Source organism: Mesorhizobium sp. P160219, assembly GCF_057786095.1.
Genome location: NZ_JBYNWG010000001.1, coordinates 1,566,741 through 1,586,674, shown reverse-complemented (window position 1 = coordinate 1,586,674; position 19,934 = coordinate 1,566,741). Strand labels below are relative to the sequence as shown.

The window sequence follows — 19,934 nt, the reverse complement described above, 5'->3', positions numbered from 1 at the left end:
ATGAGCTATGAAACCATCATCGTCGAGACGCGCGGCAAGGTCGGCCTGATCACGTTGAACCGGCCTAAGGCGCTCAACGCGCTGAACGCGCAGGTGCTGGCGGATTTGCTGACGGCGGCAAAGGGGTTCGACGCCGATCCCGGCATCGGCGCCATGGTCATCACCGGTTCCGAGAAGGCTTTTGCGGCGGGCGCCGACATCAAGGAAATGCAGGCCGTCACCTACGCGGAGGCCTATGTGCAGGATTTCTTCGTCGGCTGGGAAGAGTTTACCCGTGCGCGCAAGCCGATGATCGCCGCTGTCGCGGGCTATGCGCTGGGCGGCGGCTGCGAACTGGCGATGATGTGCGATTTCATCATTGCCGCCGACACGGCCAAGTTCGGCCAACCCGAAATCACGCTTGGCGTCATTCCCGGCATGGGCGGCTCGCAACGGCTGACCCGCTTTGTCGGCAAGTCGAAGGCCATGGACATGTGCCTGACCGGTCGGATGATGGATGCCGCCGAAGCCGAGCGCAGCGGCCTGGCCTCGCGCGTCGTGCCGGCCGGCGAGTTGATCGAGGAGGCGATGAAGGCCGCGGCCAGGATATCAGAGTTTTCACTGCCATCGGTGATGATGGCCAAGGAGGCAGTCAACCGCGCCTACGAGACGACGCTGGCGGAGGGACTGCGCTTCGAACGCCGGCTGTTCCACTCGCTGTTTGCGCTCGACGACCAGAAGGAAGGGATGGCAGCCTTTGCCGAGAAGCGGAAGCCGAATTTCACCAATCGCTAGAGTGGCGGCGGCGAGGACCAAAAAGAAGCCAAAGCGGCGTTGACGCGCCGGAAAAGCTGAACTATAAGCCGCTCCAACCGAGGCGGCCGTTGGCTGCCCGTTTGTTTTTTGCGCCCTGCGGCATCCCGCATGCGCCCACCAGATCAGAAGAGAGGCATCATGGCCAATACCTCCTCGGCCAAAAAGGCAACGCGCAAGATCGCCCGCCGCGCAGCGATCAACAAGAACCGCCGCTCGCGCGTGCGTACATATGTCCGCCAGGTCGAAGAGGCACTGGCTGCCGGCGACAAGGCAGCCGCGCTGGAAGCCTTCAAGACCGCAGAGCCGGAATTGATGCGCGCCGCGACCAAGGGCGTGATCCATAAGAATACGGCATCGCGCAAGGTGTCGCGTCTGGCTCACCGCCTCAAGGTGCTGTCGGCCTGATTGACCGTTCCTGAACTGTCGTTCTTTCAAACCCGGCCAATCGTGCCGGGTTTTTTCGTTTGCCGGCAAGCACTTAAAAAGAACGGCCGCAAAGCACGCCCGAGCCGCATTCCAGAGTCTGGAATGCTTTGCCGGCACATACACTCCCACTGATATTCCAATCCGCCGAAACGGCCCACGCCAATAAATTTGGCTGTCACAAATTGCTGATATTTTTCAACGACTTGCTGGAAGTGATCCACAGCTTGTTCACATCGCCTGTGGGCGATAGGCAGCAAGTTGGTGTCAAGCGAATTATTTCAGAAAATTTCAAACCGCACAGCCATTTTCATATTCGCGGCAAAAGGGTTTGAATCCCAATGGCTTTGTCAAAATATGCGCTTCCAGCACGGAGCCCGAACCGTTGTTCACTAACCAGATTCCTTAAAAATCCGTTAGAGGTGGCCTTGCCCTATCCACAGCGATTTCGGTAATGTCGGTCTATCGAAAGGGACGGGCCATTAGCCCTTAACCCAGCCTGAATCGGCCAGCTAACAGTGGCAGAATTCATGACGTGGATCAATTCCGCGAACGGGTATGGCTTGCCTTTTCGATACGATAGGGGACTGGCGTAATTGTACATGGCAGCTTGATGGCGCACCGGCGTTTTCGCCGGGTAGCACCGCTTTGCCCGAACATGTCAGACGGACTGGCTTTAAGCAGCCGGGACCCATCCCATTCTGACGAGGCAACGTCATCCGCCGGCGGCGGCGGTGGTGTTGTAGCGAAGATACGGTCGCCGGAAACATGGGTGCAGGAGGCGCACTCCCGGCGGAAAAAAGGTACAAAGGAAAAGGGACGCACAATCATGCAGAGCGGCATCGAGCGGGAGCTTACGGGCGACCTGCCATTTCCCGGAACATTGGTCGGAGCGCACGATATGGCGGCTTCCAGCGACGCGGAACAGAAGTTCGACCGGGTCAAGGCCCAGTTGAAGGCGCGCCTGGGAACCGAGGTCTATTCGAGCTGGTTCGGCCGTATGAAGGTGGCTGAGGCTTCCCGGGGCATTGTACGCATCTCGGTGCCCACGGCCTTCCTGCGCTCGTGGATCAATGGCCATTATCTCGATCTCATCGCCGATCTGTGGAAGCACGAGGATCCCGAAATCCTCAAGATCGAGATGGTCGTGCGCACCGCGACCCGTCCTGCCCGCAATGGCGTCGTCGAACCCGAGGCCGTGCCGGCGCGCAAGATGACCAAGCATACGCAGACCGCATTGGCGGCCGGCACGGTCGGCCCCGGCAGGGTGGAGCGGGCGCCCGCCCCTCGTCCCGGCACGCCGATCGAGAGCGAATTCCGGCACAATGTGCTGGGGTCGCCGCTCGACCCGCGCTACACGTTCGGCTCCTTCATCGAAGGCCCGTCGAACCGGGTGGCTTTCGCCGCAGCCAAAGCCGTGGCGGAATCGCAGTCGAGCGCGGTGCGCTTCAACCCGCTGTTCCTTCATGCGACCGTCGGGCTCGGCAAGACGCACCTTTTGCAGGCGATTGCGGCCGAATCCCTGAAACAGAACCCGAAATCGCGCGTCGTCTATCTGACGGCCGAATATTTCATGTGGCGCTTCGCCACCGCGATCCGCGACAACAATGCGCTGACGCTGAAGGAACAGCTGCGCGACATCGACCTCTTGATCATCGACGACATGCAGTTCCTGCAGGGCAAGTCGATCCAGCACGAATTCTGCCATCTCATCAACATGCTGCTCGACAGCGCCAAGCAAGTGGTGGTTGCCGCTGACAGGCCGCCGTCGGAACTGGAATCGCTGGAACCGCGGGTGCGCTCGCGCCTCAATGGCGGTGTCGCGCTGGAAATGTCGGCGCCGGACTTCGCCATGCGCATAGGCATGCTCAAACTTCGGCTTGCCACCGCCAAGGTTGACGATGCATCGCTCAATATTTCGGAGGAGATCCTCAACCATGTCGCCCGCACGGTGACCGGCAGCGGTCGTGAGCTGGAGGGCGCGTTCAACCAACTGCTGTTTCGTCAGTCGTTCGAGCCGGCGATCACCATCGACCGCATCGACGAGATCCTGGGGCACATCTATCGCTCTGGCGAGCCGAAGCGGGTGCGCATCGAGGACATCCAGCGCATCGTGGCGCGCCACTACAATGTGTCGAAGACCGAGTTGCTGTCCAACCGGCGCACGCGCACCATCGTGAAGCCCAGGCAGGTCGCCATGTACCTGTCGAAGGTATTGACGCCGCGCTCGCTGCCGGAGATCGGCCGGCGGTTCGGCGGGCGCGACCACACCACGGTGCTGCATGCGGTGCGCAAGATCGAGGACCTTTCCGGCGTCGACAACACGCTGGCGCAGGAACTGGAACTGTTGCGCAGGCTGATCAACGACCAAGCCTGATCGGCGCGGCAAACGGTCGTCGCGCTTTAAATTTTCTTGTTTTGATGCATGTCGTTGTCCCAAAACCGCTGCGCAGTTTTCGGCGACATGCATCGGTTGCCGGCCAACGTCCGCTTTATCCCCAGAAAGCCCGCTTAACCGGCGCGAACCGGTGGCCCGGACTTGCGTTTGCTGGCTTTTTCCTGTCAGTTTGCATAGATTCTGAGCCTGTTCAGACCTTTCGCGGGGCGCCGCCCACTGGTGACCCGTCCATTCATTCAAGCGAGCCTGTTTCGTCATGCGTGTTATCCTGGAACGGTCCAATCTCCTGAAGTCGCTCAACCACGTTCATCGCGTGGTCGAGCGGCGCAATACCATACCGATCCTGTCGAACGTGCTGCTCAGCGCCGAGGGCGCCAGCCTTGAAATGAAAGCCACCGACCTCGACCTCGAAGTGACCGAAGCGACGCCGGCAAAGGTCGAGCGCGGCGGGGCGACGACGGTTCCGGCGCACCTGCTCTACGACATCGTGCGCAAGCTGGCCGACGGCGCCGAAGTGATGCTGAAGACCGACGAGGACGGCAACGCCATGACGGTAACGTCGGGCCGCTCGAGCTTTCGCCTGCAATGCCTGCCGCAGTCCGATTTCCCGGAGCTTTCGGCGGGATCCTTCTCACACATCTTCCGGCTCGATTCCGTCGCCCTGAGAGGCCTTATCGAAAAGACCCAGTTCGCCATCTCCACCGAAGAGACGCGCTACTATCTCAACGGCATCTACCTGCACACGCATGAAACTGGCGGCAAGCTGAAGCTGCGTTCGGTGGCGACCGACGGCCACCGCCTGGCGCGCGCCGAGATCGACGCTCCGGCCGGGTCCGAAGGCATGCCGGGCATCATCATTCCGCGCAAGACGGTCAGCGAATTGCAGAAGCTGGTCGACGATCCCGATGTCGCGGTGACCACCGAATTGTCCGACACCAAGATCCGCTTCACCATCGGCAGCGTGGTTCTGACCTCGAAGCTGATCGACGGCACTTTCCCGGACTACCAGCGCGTCATTCCGACCGGCAACGACAAGAAGCTGATCATCGACCGCCAGAGCTTCGCCGCCGCCGTCGATCGCGTCTCGACCATTTCCTCCGAGCGCGGCCGCGCGGTGAAGCTTTCGATCACCGAAGGCCAGGTGACGCTTGCCGTCAACAATCCGGATTCGGGCAGCGCCACCGAGGAACTGGCCGCTGATTACTCCTCAGACCCGATCGAGATCGGCTTCAACGCCAAATATCTGCTCGACGTCGCTGCTCAACTGACCGGCACGGAAGCCAAGTTCATGCTGGCCGATGCCGGTTCGCCGACGCTGATCCACGACATGGCCGATGAGACCGCGCTCTACGTGCTGATGCCGATGCGGGTGTAGCAGCCGCACTGCGGCACACTGCAGCATAATTGATTGCGGCGACTTCTACAGGCGGATAGCGGTTGCCGGAACAAAGTCACATAAGGAAGCTAACACTTACGAATTTCCGCAACTATGCGGCGCTGTCGATCGGCTTTTCCCCCGGCCCTGTGGTGTTTTCCGGCGACAATGGCGCCGGCAAGACCAATCTTCTGGAAGCCATCTCCCTGCTGACGCCGGGCCGCGGCCTGCGCCGTGCGCCCTATGTCGACGTGGCCCGCGAAGGCGGCGATGGCGGCTTTGCGCTCCACGCAAGGCTCGACGGGCCGGAGGGACAGGTCGAGATCGGCACCGGCATCACCGGGGGTGAAGCGGCCGGCGAGGGCGGTCGCAAGGTGCGCATCAATGGCGCGCCGGCACGGTCGGCAGACGCCATGCTGGAATGGCTGCGCGTCGTCTGGCTGACGCCGGCCATGGACGGCCTGTTCCCCGGACCTGCCGCCGACCGGCGGCGCTTTCTCGACCGGCTGGTTTTGGCTGTCGATCCCGGCCACGGCCAGCGTGCGCTCGATTACGAGAAGGCGATGCGCGGACGTAACCGCTTGCTTACGGAAGGCTCGCGCGACGGCGCCTGGTTCGACGCCATCGAGATGCAGATGGCCGAAACCGGCGTGGCGATCGCGGCTGCGCGCGCCGAACTGGTACGCCTGCTTACCGCCATGATCGACAGGCTGCCTTCCAGCGGGCCGTTTCCGCAGGCCGACATCAGCCTCTCCGGCGACCTTGAAAGCGACGTCGCCACAGCACCCGCCGTGGATGTCGAGGAACGCTATCGCGCCGCCCTTGCCGACGGCCGCGAGCGCGACCGCGCCGCCGGACGCACGTTCGATGGCCCGCACCGTTCGGATCTGCTGGTGCGCCACCGCCCCAAGGCGATGCCGGCCGAACTCTGCTCGACCGGAGAGCAGAAGGCGCTGCTGGTCGGCATCGTGTTGTCGCACGCAAGGCTGACCGGCGAGATGTCGGGGATGACGCCGATCCTGTTGCTCGACGAGATTGCCGCGCATCTCGATGCCGGCCGGCGCGCCGCGCTGTTCTCGATCCTGGAAGAGCTGAGCTGCCAGGCCTTCATGACCGGAACCGACGCCGCGCTGTTTTCCAGCCTGAGGGGACGCGCGCAGTTCCTCAACGTCGACCACGGCACGGTTGGGCCAACCGAAGAGACCTGACAAGCTTTTTGCTCCGCTATATGGTCCGGCAATGACCCCTGCCGCCCTCACCGACGAAGAGCTCGAACGCTATGCCCGCCACATCGTGCTGCCCGAGATCGGCGGCGCCGGCCAGCAGAGGCTGAAGCGGGCGCGGGTACTGGTGATCGGCGCCGGCGGCCTCGGCGCGCCGGTGCTGGAATATCTCGCTGCCGCCGGCGTCGGCACGCTTGGAATCGTCGACGACGATATTGTCTCGCTGTCCAATCTGCAGCGGCAAGTGATCCACGCCACCCATACGGTCGGCACGGCGAAGACCGAGAGCGCCAAAGCAGCGATCGCCCGGATCAATCCCCATGTCGCGGTGGAATTGCACGATTTCAGGCTGACGGCCGACAATGCTGCCGTTCTCGTCGCGCGCTACGACGTGGTCGTCGACGGCTCCGACAATTTCGAGACGCGCTATGTGGTGGCGGATGCCTGCGCGGCGGAAAAGCGGCCGCTCGTGCATGCCGCCGTCGGCCGCTTCGACGGCTCGGTGACGGTGTTGATGCCGTTCGGGACCGGCGCCGACGGCAGACCGAACCCTGGATATCGCGACCTCTTTCCTGAAGCGCCGCCGGAAGGACTGGTGCCGTCCTGCGCGGTGGCCGGGGTCGTCGGTGCGCTGACCGGCGTCATCGGCACCTTGCAGGCAATGGAAGCCATCAAGCTGATCACCGGTATCGGCGAACCACTGGTCGGCCGGCTGCTGCTCTACGATGCGCTGTCGGCGCGCTTCGACACGATCCGCTACAAGAGAAGCTGACCGCATGGATCAGCCTGCCAGTGTTTTGGTCACGCAGTTCGCCCCCGGCTTCGACCGCTGGGACGAACTGCTCAGCCTGATCATGCGCGCCTTTGCACCGATGGACGGCGTCATCGACCCGCCCTCCTCTGCGCATCTGCTGTGCGTCGAAAGCCTGAGGGACAAGGCTGGGCGGGAAACGGTGTTCGTGGCTCTGCAGGGCGGCCAGATCGCAGGCTGCGTTTTTGCGCTGGAGAGACCCGATGATTTCTATATCGGCAAGTTCGCCGTCGAACTCGGGCTTCAGGGCCAAGGCATCGGCAGACGATTGATGCAGGCTGTCGAGGACCTTGCCCGCAACCGCAACAAACCCGCCATCGAACTGCAGACGCGGGTCGAGCTCACGGCAAATCACGCAACCTTTGCGCGTCTCGGCTTCCGCGAAACCGCGCGCACGGCGCATGACGGTTATGACCGGCCGACCTCGATCACCATGCGCAAGGAGTTCGCGTGAGCCTCGCCCTCAGCGCACAGGAGCAGACAATCGCCTCCGGCCATGACGGGGCGGCGATGGCGATGCGCATCGTTGCCGAAAGCGCTGCGCTGCTCGGCGCGCCGCGACTGATCCCGATCGCCTCGACGCATATAGACGGCGCGCTCTATCACGGCGATTCCGGCACGCTGTTTGCCGAAAGGCTGGTCGATGGCGGCGCCAGGGTCGCGGTGCGCTCGACGCTCAATGTCGGCGCGCTCGACCTGATGGGCTGCTCGCGCGTGCGCCTCGAAGAGCCGGCGCGCGGCATGGCGCGACGAATGATGGAGGCCTACCGCAAACTGGGCTGCGAGCAGAGCTGGACCTGCGCGCCCTATCAGGCCGGCCACAGGCCAGCGCTTGGCAGCGATGTCGCCTGGGGTGAATCCAACGCGGTGGTGTTCTGCAATTCGGTGCTGGGGGCACGCACCAACCGCTATGGCGACTTCCTCGACATCGCCTGCGCCATATCGGGCCGCGCGCCGGATTACGGCCTGCATCGCCCCGAGAACCGGCAGGCACGGCTGGTGTTCGATGTGTCCGGCCTCTCCGCCTCGTTCCTTGGTTCGGAGATCGCCTGGCCGGTGCTGGGCAACCTCTACGGCCGTGAGGTCGGCAACGCGGTCGGCGTCGTCACCGGCATATCCAGCCATCCCGGCGAGGATGCGCTGAAGGCCTTCGGCGCGGCGGCGGCATCGTCGGGCGCCGTCGGCCTGTTCCATATCGCTGGGGTAACGCCAGAAGCGCCCGACGCCGAGACCATCCTGGTGGGCGGCAGGCCGGAAACGATGATCCGCGTAACGCCGGAGATGGCCATGAAGGCCCGCGCCGGCCTGTCCACCGCAGCCACGCAGACCGCCATCGATGCCGTGGCGATCGGCAGTCCGCATCTGTCTTTGGCCGAATTCGATGCACTTGAGCGGCTGATTGGCGGGCGGCGGCTCAGCGTGCCGATTTACGCCTGCACCGGCCGCCACGTGCTCACCAGGCTGGAGCAGAACGGCAAGCGCAAGATGCTCGAAGCCAGCGGCGTCATCATCGTCGCCGACACCTGCGTGGTGGTGACGCCGATCCTGCCGAATCTGGCCGGCGGCGTGCTGATGACCAATTCGGGAAAATTCGCGCACTACGCGCCGGGCAATACCGGTTACGCCGTGCTTTACGGCTCGCTGGCCGACTGCGTGGAAAGCGCGGTTGCCGGTAAGCCCAGGTTTACGGATATCGCCGCATGAGCGCCGTCGCTGAAATCCTGGTGCCGGGCAGCGGAGGCGAAGGGCTGGCCTTGGTGCTGATGGCGCCGATCAGCTTCTGGGGCGGCGTCGATCCGAAGAGCGGCCGCATCGCCGATGTCCGTCACCCGCAGCATGGCGAGACCATTTCCGGGCGTGTGCTGTTCCTGCCCGGCACGATCGGCTCGTCCTCAGCGTCAGCCGTGCTGATGGAACTCGTCCACAATGGCCATGCGCCGACGGCACTCGTGCTGCACGAGCCGGACGCGATCCTGCTGCTTGGCTTGATTGTGGCCAGGGAAATGGGCTGGCCGACGCCGGTAGCGCTCAGGCTCAGGCGCGACGCTTTTGAGGCCTATCGCGGCAAGCGTGTGAGTGTCGCGGCGGATGGCGCCCTCACAACCGCATCCTGAACGCGGCCCGCTTCAAGTCCGTAGCGGCAGCACGCGGTCCGGCGGCCGGTGGCCGTCGAAGAAGGCGCGGATGTTGATGATCACCTTCTCGCCCATGTCGATGCGGCCCTCGATCGTCGCAGAACCCATATGCGGCAAAAGCACGACTTTGTTCTTGGCGGCAAGCTTCAGCAGTTTCGAGTTCAGCGCCGGTTCGTGCTCGTAGACGTCGAGGCCGGCGCCGGCGATCTTGCCGTCCTGGATCAGCTTGACCAGCGCTTCCTCGTCGATGATGTCGCCGCGCGCGGTGTTGACCACATAGGCGGTGGGCTGAAGCAGAGCTAGGCGCCGCGCCGAAAGCAGATGAAAGGTCGCCGGCGTCGACGGGCAGTTGATCGAGATGATGTCCATGCGGGCAAGCATCTGGTCGAGGCTTTCCCAATAGGTCGCCTCCAGCCCTTCCTCGACCGCCGGCAGCACGCGATGGCGGTTATGGTAGTGGATCGACAGGCCGAAAGCCTTGGCGCGCCTCGCAACCGCAGTGCCGATGCGGCCCATGCCGACGATACCGAGGCGCTTGCCCCAGATGCGCCGGCCGAGCATCCAGGTCGGCGACCAACCGGCCCATTTCTTGTCGCTGGTGAGCACATTGGCGCCTTCGGCCAGCCGCCGCGGCCCGGCCAGCATCAGCGCCATGGTCATGTCGGCCGTATCTTCGGTCAGCACGTTCGGCGTGTTGGTGACGGTAATGCCTTTCTTGGCCGCCGCCGCCACATCGATCTTGTCGACGCCATTGCCGAAATTGGCGATCAGCTTGAGATTGTCGCCGGCCTGGGCAATCAGCGCCGCATCGATCTGGTCGGTGATGGTCGGCACCAGCACATCGGCTTCCTTGATCGCCGCGACCAGCTCCGGCTGCGTCATCGGGCGGTCCTCGACATTCAGCCTGGCGTCGAAGAGTTCGCGCATGCGGGTCTCGACCGGATCGGGCAGCTTGCGCGTGATGACGACGAGAGGCCGTTTTTTGCCTGCCATTGTTTCCTCGAACCCGATCTCGTTGAGACCTCTTTAACCAAGACAGGCGAAACTGAATACCGGTCGCGGTGCCTGCCACTCCTGTAACAAGCGGTGCCGCCGAAGACAAAGAAAAAGGGGCGCCCGGGCCAAAGGGCACGCGCCGAAAGGAATGAAAGTGTCTGGTTTCGCGTCGCTTCGCCTGATCCTCAGCGCAGCGCTTCTCGGCGCTCTCCTGCATTTCCCGCAAGCCGCGGCGCAAGGTGCCGCCGCACCTGTGCAGACGGTCACGCTCGGGCCGAGCGGCCTGCCGCTGCCGCGTTTCGTCAGCCTGAAATCGGCTCGCGTCAACTCGCGCGTTGGGCCCGGCGCCAACTATTCCGTCGACTGGATGTACACAAAGGCCGGCCTGCCTATGGAGATCATCCAGGAATTCGATACCTGGCGGCGCGTGCGCGATGCCGATGGCTCGGAGGGTTGGATCAACCAGTCGCTGCTGTCGGGCCGCCGGACCGCGATCGTCGCCCCCTGGCAGCGCACCAAGGGGGGCCGAATCAATCTGCTCGACGATGCCGACAAGGACGCCAGCGTCATCGCCATCATCGAGCCGGGCGTTACGGGCACGATCAAAACCTGCGATGGCCAGTGGTGCGAAATGACCTTCGACGGCCACACCGGCTGGATCGCCCAGTCGCAGGTGTGGGGCGCCTATCCCGGCGAGCACGTCAAGAATTGAGATTGCTGGAGGCCTAACGGCCGATACGGCCGAGATGGGTGTCCCGAAAACCGGCCGACAGTTTGAGACCGTAGCCGAGCGCGCGGTCGACGGCGATGTGGATGATCCAGATCAGACCAATCGCGGTCGCCGTCGAATTGGCCAGAACATATCCGGCGAGCGCCAGCAACAGCGGGACGATCAATATGTGCAAGGCATTGTAAGCGACAGCGCCGATCCGTGCCCCGGCGAGATAGCCCAGCATCGACAGGTCTGGCGCCAGGATAAGCAGGGCGAACAGCCACCAGGAAACGCCTGACGCGGCATAGGCGACTATAGCCACGACCGCGACCGCAACCCATTCGAGCCGGATTGCAAAATCGACAGGTTTCACGGGTTGGGGCTTAAACGCTGCGCTTCGGGCGCAGCCTCACCACGATGTCGACATTGGCGATCTCCATGCCTGCGGGTGGCTCCGGCAGGTTGGAGACGGTCACCGGACCGCTTTCTATATCGAAGATCCTGTTTTCGCCTTCGATGTAAAAATGATGGTGATCGGAGGTGTTGGTGTCGAAATAGGTCTTGGACCCCTCGACCGCCAGGATGCGCAGCAGGCCGGCCTGGGTGAACTGGTGAAGCGCGTTGTAGACGGTGGCGAGCGAGACCGGCACGCCGGCGGCGACCGCCTCTTCATGCAGTTCCTCGGCCGAAAGGTGGCGGTCGCCCTTGGCAAACAGCAGATCGGCCAGCGCAATGCGTTGGCGTGTCGGCCTGAGGCCGGCTTCGCGAACCCGCTTGTCCACAGCGACATTTTCCTTCCGGCAGCCCAGATCCATCTATCCGTCCAAGCCCACAGTTCTGCCTCAAGACACGCCCAGAGTGGCGAAAAAACGTCATCAACCGAAACTGGATACCTCCCGACATATATTCTGTTGGCGGAATACGATCAATAGAGCGACGTGCGTCCAGTTGGACGCACTAAGTGCGCTCTATCGCTTTTTTGGCGTCGCATCGTGCTTTCCGGAATCGAGATCGATTTCGGGCCGATGCGAGAGCGCGCATTGACCCGGGCAGACGGGCGGGTTAAGCGCAAACGCCGGTTTCCGGACCGAAAGGGATTGTGTTAGGAAACCAACGACAAGGGCGCCCCACCGCCCGGGACATTATGGGGACGAGACATATGGCGGGTTCGAAATCCAGCTACGGTTATGAGGAATTGCTTGCCTGCGCCCGCGGCGAGCTGTTTGGGCCTGGCAACGCCCAGCTGCCCTATCCGCCGATGCTGATGTTCGACCGCATCACCGAGATCAGCGAGACCGGCGGCGCCCACGACAAGGGCTTCATCCGCGCCGAATTCGACATCAAGCCGGACCTGTGGTTTTTCGCCTGCCATTTCATCGGCAATCCGATCATGCCGGGGTGCCTGGGCCTCGACGCCATGTGGCAATTGACGGGTTTCTACCTCGGCTGGCTCGGCGAGCCGGGCAAGGGCATGGCGCTGTCGACCGGCGAAGTGAAGTTCAAGGGGATGGTGACGCCTTCGGTCAAGAAAGTGGAATACGGCATCGATTTCAAGCGCGTCATGCGCGGACGCCTGGTTCTCGGCATCGCCGATGGCTGGCTTAAAGCCGACGGCGAACCCATATACGCGGCGACAGACCTCAAAGTGGGGCTGTCCAAGCAATCGGCCGCCTGACCGGCGCCACTGCAGCAGGGCGTTCCCGGACGCGCAACGACGCTGCGGCATTTTTGTTTTGCGTATGATCGCCGGCGAAAACCGACTAGGGTTTCGGGATCATCCGCTGGAAGGAGTTGCGAATGAGAAGGGTCGTCGTCACAGGCCTCGGCATCGTATCGTCGATCGGCAACAACGCCAACGAGGTGCAATCCTCGCTCCATGATGCCAAATCAGGCATCAGCTTCTCAGATTCCTTCGCCGAACACGGCTTCCGCTGCCAGGTCTGGGGTGCGCCGACGCTCGACCCGACCCCTATGATCGACCGGCGCGCCATGCGCTTCCTGAGCCAGGGCGCGGCCTGGAACCATGTCGCGATGGACCAGGCGATCGCCGACGCCGGGCTTGGCGAAAGCGACATCACCAATGAGCGCACCGGCATCGTCATGGGCTCGGGTGGCCCCTCGACCCGCACCATCGTCGAGGCGGCCGAGACCACGCTCAAGAACAACAGCCCCAAGCGCATCGGTCCGTTCGCGGTGCCGAAGGCGATGTCGTCGACCGCGTCGGCGACGCTCGCCACCTGGTTCAAGATCCACGGCGTCAACTATTCGATCTCGTCGGCCTGCTCGACCTCGGCGCATTGCATCGGCAACGCCTACGAACTGATCCAGTGGGGCAAGCAGGATGTGATGTTTGCCGGCGGCCATGAGGACCTCGACTGGACGATGTCGGACCTGTTCGATGCCATGGGGGCGATGTCGTCGAAGTATAACGACAAGGCGTCAACAGCGTCACGCGCGTATGACGCCACCCGCGATGGCTTCGTCATCGCGGGTGGCGCGGGCGTCCTCATCCTGGAGGAGCTCGAACACGCCAAGGCGCGCGGGGCCAAGATCTACGCTGAGATCGTCGGCTATGGCGCGACGTCGGACGGTTACGACATGGTGGCGCCGTCGGGCGAAGGCGCGGTGCGCTGCATGCGCCAGGCTCTGGCGACGGTGTCCACGCCGGTCGACTACATCAACACCCACGGCACCTCGACGCCGGTCGGCGATTCCCGGGAAATGGGCGCCATCCGAGAGGTGTTCGGCGACAAGATGCCGTTCATCACCTCGACCAAGTCGCTGACCGGCCATTCGCTGGGTGCCGCCGGCGTCCAGGAATCGATCTACTCGATCCTGATGATGCAAGGCGGCTTCATCGGCGAGAGCGCCCATATCGAAAACCTCGATCCCGAATTCGAGGGCATGCCGATCGTGCGCAAGCGCATCGACGACGCCAGGATCGACACGGTTTTGTCCAACTCGTTCGGCTTCGGTGGCACCAACGCAACGCTGATTTTCCAGCGCTATTCCGCATAAGGCCAGCGTTTTTTTGTAGGGGGATTGCCGGCCATGGACGGACTGATGAAGGGCAAGCGCGGGCTTGTCATGGGCGTCGCCAACGATCATTCGATCGCCTGGGGCATCGCCAGGAAATTGTCCGAACACGGAGCGGAGCTTGCCTTCACCTATCAGGGCGACGCATTCGGGCGCCGCGTCAAGCCGCTTGCCGAGAAGCTTGGGGCGTCTCTGGTGGTGCCGTGCGACGTCGAGGACAGCGCATCGGTCGCCGCCACCTTCGAGACGCTCGGCAAGGAATGGGGCGGGCTCGACTTCGTCGTCCACGCCATCGGCTTTTCCGACAAGAACGAGCTCAAGGGGCTCTACGCCGACACCAGCCGCGACAATTTCGTCCGCACCATGGTCATCTCCTGCTACTCCTTCACCGAGGTCGCCCGCCATGCCGCCCCGCTGATGAGCGAAGGCGGCGCGATGATCACGCTGACCTATGCCGGTTCTGTCCGCGTCATGCCGAACTACAACGTCATGGGCGTCGCCAAGGCCGGACTGGAAGCCAGCGTGCGCTATCTCGCCAACGACTATGGCCCGCGCGGCATCCGGGTGAACGGCATATCGGCGGGACCGGTGCGTACTTTGGCCGGCGCCGGAATCTCGGACGCCCGCCACATGTACTCCTACCAGCAGCGCAACTCGCCGCTGCGCCGCACGGTGACCATCGACGAGGTCGGCGGCTCGGCGCTCTATCTTTTGTCCGACCTCTCGTCAGGCGTCACCGGCGAAATCCATTATGTGGATTCCGGCTATCACATCGTGTCGATGCCAACCCTGGATGAGTTGAAGCAGACCGACAGCGTACGCGATTAATTCACCAGTAAAATTAGATGCATGGGCGGAAACTCATTTTAAGGAGATATCCGCTAGAAGTCCTATGGGCTTGGGCTCTGCGCGTTCTTGCTGGGCGCAAAGGATGCTTTAGCCTTTATGAATTTGCGCTTGATATTTCCCGAAGTCGAGTTGATTTCGGGATCATGCGACAGGGACTGAGCAATGCCTGCTGTCAGCAACCCGAAGCGAACACCTGTGTTCCGGCTGCTCACCGTCGCCAGTTCGGGCCTTGGCAGTTTCATCCTTGGGCTTTGGGGCCTCCGGCATGGTTTCGGGGACGGCTTTGCCGGCATGCAGGCGGAAACCATGATCGGCATCGCGTCGGCGCTATGCGCGCTGGCCGCCGCCGGTGCTGCCTTGTCCTTCTTCGCCGGCGTCGATGAATCGGTGGACTACGTTTTCAACGAAACCCATTTCGACAAGCTGACCGGGCTTTTTGCGCGGCCGGCGATGGTCGGCAGGATTGCCGACGCGGCGTCCGCGACGATCAGGACCGGTGAGCCGGTGTTCCTCATCGACATCGACATCGACCGCTTCAAGCAGATCAACGACGCCATCGGCTACAGCCATGGCGACGAACTGATCCGCGGCTTCACCAAGCGGTTGAAGGCCTGCATGCCCGAAGGCGCGGTGATGGGGCGCATCGGCGCCGGCGAGTTCGCTATCCTTGTCTGGGAACACCAACTCCAAAGGTCCATGGAAAGCACCGTCGAAACCATGATCGAGGAGATGCTGAAGCCGTACCAGCTCGATTCCCACCTGCAGTCGGTCGGCCTGTCGGTCGGCATCGTGGCGATGCCAAAGGATGGCGTCGATCCGGTCCTCATCCTGCGCCGCTCCAACCTGGCGCTGCAGAATGCCCGCGCCGGCGGCGTGGGCAACTGGTCGGTCTTCCATTCCGACATGGGCCAGGTCGCCGACTACCGCCACTGGATCGAATCCGAACTGCACATCGCCTTCGACCGTGGCGATTTCGACCTTCACTACCAGCCGCAGCTCGACCTGCCGACCGGCCGTGTCGTCGGCTACGAGGCGCTGATCCGCTGGAAGCACCCGGAACGCGGCATGATCCCGCCGATGGAATTCATTCCGATCGCCGAAGAGACCGGCATGATCCACCCGATCGGCAATTGGGTGCTGAACAAGGCCTGCAGCGATGCCCGTCATTTGCCCGAGGACTGCTTCGTTGCCGTCAACATCTCGCCGGTCCAGTTCAGGACCAAGGATTTCGTCGGTATCGTGCGCGACACGATGGCCAGCACCGGCATCAAGCCGTCGCGGCTGGAGCTCGAAGTGACCGAGACGGCGATGATGCAGGACCGCGACCGCGCCGCCATCATCCTGCAGCAGCTTGCCGACATGGGCATTTCGGTGGCCGTCGACGATTTCGGCACCGGCTATTCCAATCTCAGCTACCTGATCGACTTCGCCTTCGGCAAGCTGAAGATCGACCGCTCCTTCGTCAGCCGCATCGACACCGATTCCAATTCGGGCGCCGTCGTCTCTACCATCGTCGGCCTGTCGCGGGCGCTCGGCGTCGGCATCATCGCCGAAGGCGTCGAGACCGAGAACCAGGCGACGCTTTTGCGAGCAGCTGGTTGCGAGATGGTGCAGGGCTATCTGTTCGGCAGGCCGGCGCCGCTCAAGATCAAGCCTGGCGATATCAGACCGACCATTCCCGTCCACGAGCCGGCGCGCATCGTCAGCATGCATTGAGGCGACCGGCACCGTCCTATCGGCGCGCGGAGAAAACCTTGAACATGCCGTCGCGGGCGAGTTCGGCATGGCTGGAGAAGACAGCCTTCAGAACCGGTTCGTAAGGCAGCTGACGGTTCGCCACCATGAACAGCCGCCCGCCCGGCTTCAGCGCCTTGCCCGCCGCCTGGATCATGCCGGCGCCGATTTCCGGCTCGGCCGCCCGGCTGCGATGGAAGGGCGGGTTCATGACGATGGCATCATAGCGCCGCTCGACCGGCTCGCTCAGCAGATCGGTCCAGAAGAAGCCGGGCTCGAAGCCTGTCTGGCCGATATTGCCCTTGGCCGCCTCAAGCGCGTCGAAATCCGCTTCGTAAAGGTCGAGCCCCGTTATACCGGATGAACGTGCCGCGACCTCGGCGGCGACATAACCCCAGCCGGCGCAGAAATCAGCAATGTTGCCGCGCAGGTCTTTGGGCAGGTTGTCGACCAGAAGTTTCGAGCCGACGTCGATCCGGTCGAAGGAGAACATGCCAGGCGCGGTACGGAAGCGGTCCTCTACGACCAAGGCGGGATTGGCGACGCGCAGTTTTTCCGCAGGCGCCAGATCGGCCGGACGGCGAAGCCAGAAGGCGATGCCGTGATATTTCGGCAGATGCCCTTCGATGGGAACAAGCTCGTCGATGCGCTTGCGCAGGCTGGCGATGCCTTCGTCCTTACCGCCGGCGACAATGATCAGACCGCCCGGCGTGACGCGTTCGATCGCCTCGGCAATACGCATCTCGTTTAGCCCACGATGGCGGCCGGCAAGCACGAGCGCTGCATCGAATGCATCGCCTTCCGCGCGCGGCGTTACCTTGTGACCGGCACGCTCCAGCGCTCGGAGATGCGGCCGGAAACCCTGTGCAAGATGGAGCTCTGCCTCGAAGCCTTCCGGCAAGCGGAAGCCGGGCTCCGCACCCAGGAACAACACACGCTCGCCCTTTTGCGGCAGAGGGAACCCCTCGGCCTCGAAGGGATGGAACAGTGTCTTCAGCGGCTCAGCGGCCATTCTTCGATTCTCATGTCGTAGACGGGTATTAAACGAAAACGGGCGCGACATAAGCCGCGCCCGTTCAACTCTATTGTCAGACCACTCAGGCGGCGTTTTCTTCGCCTTCGGCCTTCTTGTCGCGGGCGATTTCCTTGCCGGTGGCCTGGTCGACGACCTTCATCGACAGGCGGACCTTGCCGCGCTCGTCGAAGCCCATCAGCTTGACCCAGACCTTGTCGCCTTCCTTGACGACGTCCGAGGTCTTGGCGACCCGGTCGTTGGCAAGCTGCGAGATGTGGACGAGGCCGTCACGCGGACCGAAGAAGTTGACGAAAGCCCCGAAGTCGGCGGTCTTGACGACCGTGCCTTCGTAGATTTCGCCGACTTCCGGCTCGGCGACGATGGTATGGATCCACTTCTTGGCCGCCTCGATCTCCTTGGCGTTCGACGAAGCGATCTTGACCGTGCCGTCGTCCTCGATGTTGATCTTTGCGCCGGTCTTCTCGACGATCTCACGGATAACCTTGCCGCCGGAGCCGATCACGTCGCGGATCTTGTCGGTCGGGATGTGCATAACCTCGATGCGCGGTGCGAACTCACCGAGTTCGGGGCGGGCGCCGGTCAGAGCATGCGCCATCTCGCTGAGGATATGCTGGCGGCCGTCCTTGGCCTGGTCCAGCGCGATCTTCATGATCTCCTCGGTGATGCCCTCGATCTTGATGTCCATCTGCAGCGAGGTGATGCCGCCTTCGGTACCGGCAACCTTGAAGTCCATGTCGCCGAGGTGATCTTCGTCACCCAGGATGTCGGACAGAACCGCGAAGCGCTCGCCTTCCTTGATCAGGCCCATCGCGATACCAGCAACCGGCTTGGCCAGCGGAACGCCGGCATCCATCAGCGCCAGCGATGTGCCGCAGACGGTGGCCATCGACGACGAACCGTTGGACTCGGTGATCTCCGAGACGACGCGCAGCGTGTAGGGGAACTGGTCCGCGCTCGGCAGCATCGGACGGATAGCGCGCCAGGCGAGCTTGCCGTGGCCGATTTCGCGGCGGCCCGGCGAACCCATGCGGCCGGTCTCGCCGACGGAGTAGGGAGGGAAGTTGTAGTGAAGGAGGAACTTCTCCTTGTACATGCCGGTCAGCGAATCGACATACTGCTCGTCCTCGCCGGTACCCAGCGTGGCAACGACCAGCGCCTGGGTCTCGCCGCGGGTGAACAGCGCCGAACCGTGCGTGCGCGGCAGGACGCCGACTTCCGAGACGATCTTGCGGACAGTCTTGAGGTCACGGCCATCGATGCGCGAACCGGTGTCGAGGATGTTCCAGCGCACGACCTTGGCCTGGAGTTCCTTGAACACCGAACCGATCTGCTCGGAGGTGTACTTGGCGTCTTCGCCTTCGGCCGGGGCGAACGCTGCCTTGACCTTCGCCTTGACGGCGTCGACGGCGGCGTAACGCTTCTGCTTGTCGACGTTCTTGTAGGCATTGCTGAGCTCGTCGCCGACGATCTTCAGCATTTCGGCTTCAAGCGCGGAGTAGTCCGGCGCCGTGAAATCGCGCGGCTCCTTGGCGGCAACTTCGGCCAGCTTGATGATGGCGTCGATGACCGGCTGGAAGCCCCTGTGGCCGAACATGACGGCGCCGAGCATCAGCTCTTCGCCGAGTTCCTTGGCTTCGGACTCGACCATCAGCACGGCGTCGGTGGTGCCGGCGACGATCAGGTCCAGCCTGGATTCCTGCATCTCATCGACATGCGGGTTGAGCACGTATTCGCCGTTGATGTAGCCGACGCGGGCGCCGCCGATCGGGCCCATGAAGGGAACGCCCGACAGCGTCAAAGCGGCCGAGGTGGCGACGATCGACAGGATATCGGGATCGTTCTCGAGGTCATGCTGGACGACGGTGACGACGATCTGGGTGTCGTTCTTGTAGCCGTCGGCGAAGAGCGGGCGGATCGGGCGGTCGATCAGGCGGGAAACCAGCGTTTCCTTTTCGCTCGGACGTCCCTCGCGCTTGAAGTAGCCGCCCGGGATCTTGCCGGCGGCGTAGGTCTTTTCCTGGTAGTTGACGGTCAGCGGGAAGAAATCGAGGCCTGGCTTCGGCTCCTTCATCGAAACGACGGTGGCGAGAACCTTAGTTTCGCCGTAGGTCGCAAGCACCGCGCCGTCAGCCTGACGTGCGATCTTGCCGGTTTCCAGGATGAGCGGACGGCCGCCCCATTCGATTTCCACTTTGTGGTAGTTGAACATATCTTGTCCTTAATAAGCGGAAAGGGCCGCGCCGTTTCACGGTGCGCGGATGCCCTTTCCCTGGCTTCCTTTCTCGGGCAGCCACGGGCAAGACAACGGGAAGCTCGGTAAATTTCGGCGCTGGTTAGCGCACGAGCGTCCTGCAATCCTGCCCCATGACCGTCCATGGGCGGTTTCGAGTGGCCTCTGCACGCTCGAAACC

Annotated in this window: 20 protein-coding genes; 14 read left to right on the top strand and 6 right to left on the bottom strand. The window is 63.0% G+C overall.

Annotated elements, in window-relative coordinates; genetic code table 11:
* Both AC3EMP_RS07790 and rpsT read left to right on the top strand, forming a co-directional pair.
* Nucleotides 1-774 carry an enoyl-CoA hydratase gene (locus AC3EMP_RS07790; RefSeq protein ID WP_023681994.1) on the top strand — a complete coding sequence of 258 codons (774 nt, stop codon included), beginning with the start codon at nucleotides 1-3 and terminating at the stop codon, nucleotides 772-774.
* Nucleotides 775-933: 159 nt separating this feature from the next.
* Nucleotides 934-1,200, top strand: coding sequence for a 30S ribosomal protein S20 (gene rpsT / locus AC3EMP_RS07785; RefSeq protein ID WP_023681995.1), 267 nt, complete (start codon nucleotides 934-936; stop codon nucleotides 1,198-1,200).
* Between the two features lie 26 nt (nucleotides 1,201-1,226).
* Here the strand turns inward: rpsT and AC3EMP_RS07780 are convergent, their stop codons facing one another.
* Complete coding sequence (locus AC3EMP_RS07780; protein WP_155923752.1) at nucleotides 1,227-1,442, bottom strand: hypothetical protein; 216 nt, start codon at nucleotides 1,440-1,442, stop codon at nucleotides 1,227-1,229.
* A gap of 677 nt (nucleotides 1,443-2,119) precedes the next feature.
* Between AC3EMP_RS07780 and dnaA the strand changes: the two genes are divergently transcribed.
* The 7 genes from dnaA (at nucleotide 2,120) to AC3EMP_RS07745 (ending at nucleotide 9,139) form a co-directional block, all read left to right on the top strand.
* Entirely contained in the window at nucleotides 2,120-3,595 is a 1,476-nt protein-coding gene (gene dnaA / locus AC3EMP_RS07775) for a chromosomal replication initiator protein DnaA (protein ID WP_023681996.1), read from the top strand.
* Nucleotides 3,596-3,872: 277 nt separating this feature from the next.
* Nucleotides 3,873-4,991 carry a DNA polymerase III subunit beta gene (dnaN, locus tag AC3EMP_RS07770; RefSeq protein WP_023669575.1) on the top strand — a complete coding sequence of 373 codons (1,119 nt, stop codon included), beginning with the start codon at nucleotides 3,873-3,875 and terminating at the stop codon, nucleotides 4,989-4,991.
* 62 nt (nucleotides 4,992-5,053) lie between these two features.
* Nucleotides 5,054-6,199 carry a DNA replication/repair protein RecF gene (gene recF / locus AC3EMP_RS07765; RefSeq protein WP_023681997.1) on the top strand — a complete coding sequence of 382 codons (1,146 nt, stop codon included), beginning with the start codon at nucleotides 5,054-5,056 and terminating at the stop codon, nucleotides 6,197-6,199.
* Between the two features lie 31 nt (nucleotides 6,200-6,230).
* Nucleotides 6,231-6,986 carry a molybdopterin-synthase adenylyltransferase MoeB gene (locus tag AC3EMP_RS07760; protein ID WP_023681998.1) on the top strand — a complete coding sequence of 252 codons (756 nt, stop codon included), beginning with the start codon at nucleotides 6,231-6,233 and terminating at the stop codon, nucleotides 6,984-6,986.
* 4 nt (nucleotides 6,987-6,990) lie between these two features.
* Nucleotides 6,991-7,479 (top strand): GNAT family N-acetyltransferase, encoded by a 489-nt coding sequence (locus AC3EMP_RS07755; RefSeq protein WP_023755156.1) that lies wholly within the window; start codon nucleotides 6,991-6,993, stop codon nucleotides 7,477-7,479.
* Nucleotides 7,476-8,729 (top strand): aconitase X, encoded by a 1,254-nt coding sequence (locus AC3EMP_RS07750; protein WP_023682000.1) that lies wholly within the window; start codon nucleotides 7,476-7,478, stop codon nucleotides 8,727-8,729. Before AC3EMP_RS07755 ends, AC3EMP_RS07750 begins: the two co-directional genes overlap by 4 nt.
* The gene (locus AC3EMP_RS07745; protein ID WP_023682001.1) at nucleotides 8,726-9,139 is read left to right on the top strand and encodes an aconitase X swivel domain-containing protein; all 414 of its coding nucleotides are present in this window, start codon (nucleotides 8,726-8,728) and stop codon (nucleotides 9,137-9,139) included. Before AC3EMP_RS07750 ends, AC3EMP_RS07745 begins: the two co-directional genes overlap by 4 nt.
* Before the next feature lie 12 nt (nucleotides 9,140-9,151).
* Here AC3EMP_RS07745 and AC3EMP_RS07740 read toward each other — a convergent pair whose 3' ends face one another.
* A complete protein-coding gene (locus tag AC3EMP_RS07740) occupies nucleotides 9,152-10,153 on the bottom strand; it encodes a 2-hydroxyacid dehydrogenase (protein ID WP_023703476.1) in 1,002 nt (333 codons plus the stop codon).
* Nucleotides 10,154-10,310: 157 nt separating this feature from the next.
* On the opposite strand from AC3EMP_RS07740, the gene AC3EMP_RS07735 reads away from it, so the two are divergent.
* On the top strand, nucleotides 10,311-10,868 hold the full coding sequence (locus AC3EMP_RS07735) for an SH3 domain-containing protein (RefSeq protein WP_023703477.1): 558 nt from the start codon (nucleotides 10,311-10,313) through the stop codon (nucleotides 10,866-10,868).
* A 13-nt stretch (nucleotides 10,869-10,881) separates the two neighbouring features.
* Here AC3EMP_RS07735 and AC3EMP_RS07730 read toward each other — a convergent pair whose 3' ends face one another.
* Together AC3EMP_RS07730 and irrA are read right to left on the bottom strand one after the other, a co-directional pair.
* Nucleotides 10,882-11,241, bottom strand: a complete 360-nt coding sequence (locus tag AC3EMP_RS07730; protein ID WP_023703478.1) for a DUF4260 domain-containing protein — start codon at nucleotides 11,239-11,241, stop codon at nucleotides 10,882-10,884.
* A 10-nt stretch (nucleotides 11,242-11,251) separates the two neighbouring features.
* Complete coding sequence (gene irrA / locus AC3EMP_RS07725) at nucleotides 11,252-11,683, bottom strand: iron response transcriptional regulator IrrA (protein WP_023688734.1); 432 nt, start codon at nucleotides 11,681-11,683, stop codon at nucleotides 11,252-11,254.
* Between the two features lie 344 nt (nucleotides 11,684-12,027).
* Between irrA and fabA the strand changes: the two genes are divergently transcribed.
* The 4 genes from fabA (at nucleotide 12,028) to AC3EMP_RS07705 (ending at nucleotide 16,469) form a co-directional block, all read left to right on the top strand.
* Nucleotides 12,028-12,543 (top strand): 3-hydroxyacyl-[acyl-carrier-protein] dehydratase FabA, encoded by a 516-nt coding sequence (gene fabA / locus AC3EMP_RS07720; RefSeq protein ID WP_023669566.1) that lies wholly within the window; start codon nucleotides 12,028-12,030, stop codon nucleotides 12,541-12,543.
* Nucleotides 12,544-12,665: 122 nt separating this feature from the next.
* Nucleotides 12,666-13,886 carry a beta-ketoacyl-ACP synthase I gene (fabB, locus tag AC3EMP_RS07715; RefSeq protein ID WP_023736148.1) on the top strand — a complete coding sequence of 407 codons (1,221 nt, stop codon included), beginning with the start codon at nucleotides 12,666-12,668 and terminating at the stop codon, nucleotides 13,884-13,886.
* 33 nt (nucleotides 13,887-13,919) lie between these two features.
* Nucleotides 13,920-14,732, top strand: a complete 813-nt coding sequence (gene fabI, locus AC3EMP_RS07710) for an enoyl-ACP reductase FabI (protein ID WP_023669564.1) — start codon at nucleotides 13,920-13,922, stop codon at nucleotides 14,730-14,732.
* A 183-nt stretch (nucleotides 14,733-14,915) separates the two neighbouring features.
* A complete protein-coding gene (locus AC3EMP_RS07705) occupies nucleotides 14,916-16,469 on the top strand; it encodes a putative bifunctional diguanylate cyclase/phosphodiesterase (protein ID WP_023688736.1) in 1,554 nt (517 codons plus the stop codon).
* 16 nt (nucleotides 16,470-16,485) lie between these two features.
* On the opposite strand, the gene AC3EMP_RS07700 is transcribed toward AC3EMP_RS07705, so the two are convergent.
* Complete coding sequence (locus AC3EMP_RS07700; RefSeq protein ID WP_352670020.1) at nucleotides 16,486-17,499, bottom strand: class I SAM-dependent methyltransferase; 1,014 nt, start codon at nucleotides 17,497-17,499, stop codon at nucleotides 16,486-16,488.
* Nucleotides 17,500-17,584: 85 nt separating this feature from the next.
* Nucleotides 17,585-19,732: a polyribonucleotide nucleotidyltransferase gene (gene pnp, locus AC3EMP_RS07695; RefSeq protein WP_023688738.1), complete on the bottom strand. Its 2,148-nt coding sequence runs from the start codon at nucleotides 19,730-19,732 to the stop codon at nucleotides 17,585-17,587.
* Nucleotides 19,733-19,934 lie beyond the last annotated feature (202 nt).

Excerpts from the sequence above, each read along its gene's own strand:
- AC3EMP_RS07790 (WP_023681994.1), top strand. The coding sequence starts at position 1 with ATGAGCTATGAAACCATCATCGTCGAGACGCGCGGCAAGGTCGGCCTG.
- rpsT (WP_023681995.1), top strand. The coding sequence starts at position 934 with ATGGCCAATACCTCCTCGGCCAAAAAGGCAACGCGCAAGATCGCCCGC.
- dnaA (WP_023681996.1), top strand. The coding sequence starts at position 2,120 with ATGGCGGCTTCCAGCGACGCGGAACAGAAGTTCGACCGGGTCAAGGCC.
- dnaN (WP_023669575.1), top strand. The coding sequence starts at position 3,873 with ATGCGTGTTATCCTGGAACGGTCCAATCTCCTGAAGTCGCTCAACCAC.
- AC3EMP_RS07760 (WP_023681998.1), top strand. The coding sequence starts at position 6,231 with ATGACCCCTGCCGCCCTCACCGACGAAGAGCTCGAACGCTATGCCCGC.
- AC3EMP_RS07755 (WP_023755156.1), top strand. The coding sequence starts at position 6,991 with ATGGATCAGCCTGCCAGTGTTTTGGTCACGCAGTTCGCCCCCGGCTTC.
- AC3EMP_RS07745 (WP_023682001.1), top strand. The coding sequence starts at position 8,726 with ATGAGCGCCGTCGCTGAAATCCTGGTGCCGGGCAGCGGAGGCGAAGGG.
- AC3EMP_RS07740 (WP_023703476.1), bottom strand. The coding sequence starts at position 10,153 with ATGGCAGGCAAAAAACGGCCTCTCGTCGTCATCACGCGCAAGCTGCCC.
- irrA (WP_023688734.1), bottom strand. The coding sequence starts at position 11,683 with ATGGATCTGGGCTGCCGGAAGGAAAATGTCGCTGTGGACAAGCGGGTT.
- fabA (WP_023669566.1), top strand. The coding sequence starts at position 12,028 with ATGGCGGGTTCGAAATCCAGCTACGGTTATGAGGAATTGCTTGCCTGC.
- fabB (WP_023736148.1), top strand. The coding sequence starts at position 12,666 with ATGAGAAGGGTCGTCGTCACAGGCCTCGGCATCGTATCGTCGATCGGC.
- fabI (WP_023669564.1), top strand. The coding sequence starts at position 13,920 with ATGGACGGACTGATGAAGGGCAAGCGCGGGCTTGTCATGGGCGTCGCC.
- AC3EMP_RS07705 (WP_023688736.1), top strand. The coding sequence starts at position 14,916 with ATGCCTGCTGTCAGCAACCCGAAGCGAACACCTGTGTTCCGGCTGCTC.
- AC3EMP_RS07700 (WP_352670020.1), bottom strand. The coding sequence starts at position 17,499 with ATGGCCGCTGAGCCGCTGAAGACACTGTTCCATCCCTTCGAGGCCGAG.
- pnp (WP_023688738.1), bottom strand. The coding sequence starts at position 19,732 with ATGTTCAACTACCACAAAGTGGAAATCGAATGGGGCGGCCGTCCGCTC.